We start from the raw sequence: 2,500 nt of genomic DNA, 5'->3' as shown, positions 1-2,500 counted from the left end.
ACCAACTGGAGGACCGAACCCGCATCTGTTGCAATAGATTGGGATGACTTGTGGCTAGGGGTGAAAGGCCAATCAAACTCGGAGATAGCTGGTTCTCCGCGAAATCTATTTAGGTAGAGCGTCGACCGAATACCCCAGGGGGTAGAGCACTGGATGGGCTATGGGGACTCACCGTCTTACTGATCCTAACCAAACTCCGAATACCTGGGAGTACTAGTCGGCAGACACACGGCGGGTGCTAACGTCCGTCGTGAAGAGGGCAACAACCCTGACCTCCAGCTAAGGTCCCCAAGTCATGGCTAAGTGGGAAAGGATGTGAGGATCCCAAAACAACCAGGATGTTGGCTTAGAAGCAGCCATCATTTAAAGAAAGCGTAACAGCTCACTGGTCTAAATAAGGGTCTTTGCGCCGAAAATGTAACGGGGCTAAAGCCATGCACCGAAGCTGAGGATTGTGGCAACCTTCGGGTTGCTTCAGTGGTAGCGGAGCGTTCCGTAAGCCTGTGAAGGAGTACTCGTGAGAGGCTCTGGAGGTATCGGAAGTGCGAATGTTGACATGAGTAACGATAAAGAGGGTGAGAGACCCTCTCGCCGAAAGACCAAGGGTTCCTGCTTAAAGTTAATCTGAGCAGGGTTAGCCGGCCCCTAAGACGAGGCAGACATGCGTAGTCGATGGGAACCACGTTAATATTCGTGGGCCTGGTGGTAGTGACGGATCGCACAAGTTGTTCAACCTTATTGGATTGGTTGGGCGGCGGAGCGGTTCCAGGAAATAGCTCCATCATTATAGACCGTACCCGAAACCGACACAGGTGGTCAGGTAGAGTATACCAAGGCGCTTGAGAGAACTATGTTGAAGGAACTCGGCAAATTGCACGCGTAACTTCGGAAGAAGCGTGACCCCTTTTTACGCAAGTATGAAGGGGTGGCACAGACCAGGGGGTAGCGACTGTTTATCAAAAACACAGGGCTCTGCGAAGTCTAAAGACGACGTATAGGGCCTGACGCCTGCCCGGTGCTGGAAGGTTAAAGGGAGAGGTGCAAGCTTTGAACTGAAGCCCCAGTAAACGGCGGCCGTAACTATAACGGTCCTAAGGTAGCGAAATTCCTTGTCGGGTAAGTTCCGACCTGCACGAATGGCGTAACGACTTCCCCGCTGTCTCCAACATAGACTCAGTGAAATTGAATTCCCCGTGAAGATGCGGGGTTCCTGCGGTTAGACGGAAAGACCCCGTGCACCTTTACTATAGCTTTACACTGGCATTCGTGTCGGCATGTGTAGGATAGGTGGTAGGCTTTGAAGCGGGGACGCCAGTTCTCGTGGAGCCATCCTTGAAATACCACCCTTATCGTCATGGATGTCTAACCGCGGTCCGTCATCCGGATCCGGGACAGTGTATGGTGGGTAGTTTGACTGGGGCGGTCGCCTCCGAAAGAGTAACGGAGGCGCGCGATGGTGGGCTCAGACCGGTCGGAAATCGGTCGTCGAGTGCAATGGCATAAGCCCGCCTGACTGCGAGACTGACAAGTCGAGCAGAGACGAAAGTCGGTCATAGTGATCCGGTGGTCCCGCGTGGAAGGGCCATCGCTCAACGGATAAAAGGTACGCCGGGGATAACAGGCTGATGACCCCCAAGAGTCCATATCGACGGGGTTGTTTGGCACCTCGATGTCGGCTCATCGCATCCTGGGGCTGGAGCAGGTCCCAAGGGTTTGGCTGTTCGCCAATTAAAGCGGTACGTGAGCTGGGTTCAGAACGTCGTGAGACAGTTCGGTCCCTATCTGCCGTGGGTGTAGGAATATTGACAGGATCTGTCCCTAGTACGAGAGGACCGGGATGGACATATCTCTGGTGGACCTGTTGTCCTGCCAAGGGCATAGCAGGGTAGCTATATATGGAATGGATAACCGCTGAAGGCATCTAAGCGGGAAACCAACCTGAAAACGAGTATTCCCTATCAGGGCCGTGGAAGACGACCACGTTGATAGGCCGGGTGTGGACGTGCAGCAATGCATGAAGCTTACCGGTACTAATAGCCCGATCGGCTTGATCGTTCTCATTGACCATGCTCATCAAGCAAAGCTTGATGAGCCATCTCTTCTGTCCTGACGCGCCAAAGGCGCTCCGGACGGGCCGCCAAACGATTGGCGACGGCCTTGCGGCCTGTATGGGAAGTCCCACGCAGCCCAGGGTGAAGAAAAAAGACGTGTTCAAATAAGACAAACGAGGCAAACGCCTCTGCCAGCTTCTTAATCAACATTGCCCTTAAACGACCTGGTGGTCATGGCGGGGCGGCCGCACCCGTTCCCATTCCGAACACGGCCGTGAAACGCCCCAGCGCCAATGGTACTTCGTCTCAAGACGCGGGAGAGTAGGTCGCTGCCAGGTCTTTTAAAGGCAATGCCACATGAAAATGTGGATCGAAAATCTTCTCAATACGAAACCTAAGGCCCCTGGCCAAACTCAAGGGCCGCCCCAAAGCGGCCTTTCGTCGTTCAA

At 54.0% G+C, this 2,500-nt stretch carries 2 rRNA genes (1 of these 2 cut by a window edge); both read left to right on the top strand.

Features of this window, described 5'->3' with window-relative positions:
- Positions 1-2,055 (top strand): 23S ribosomal RNA (locus EDE09_RS27795); it begins 756 nt to the left of the window's first position.
- Positions 2,056-2,274: 219 nt separating this feature from the next.
- Positions 2,275-2,389, top strand: a 5S ribosomal RNA gene (gene rrf / locus EDE09_RS27790).
- Positions 2,390-2,500 lie beyond the last annotated feature (111 nt).

It is taken from the genome of Neorhizobium sp. S3-V5DH (assembly GCF_004343065.1).
Lineage (GTDB): Bacteria > Pseudomonadota > Alphaproteobacteria > Rhizobiales > Rhizobiaceae > Neorhizobium > Neorhizobium huautlense.
The sequence above is the reverse complement of the archived record's forward strand: the minus strand, read 5'-3'. Positions and strand labels throughout refer to the sequence as shown.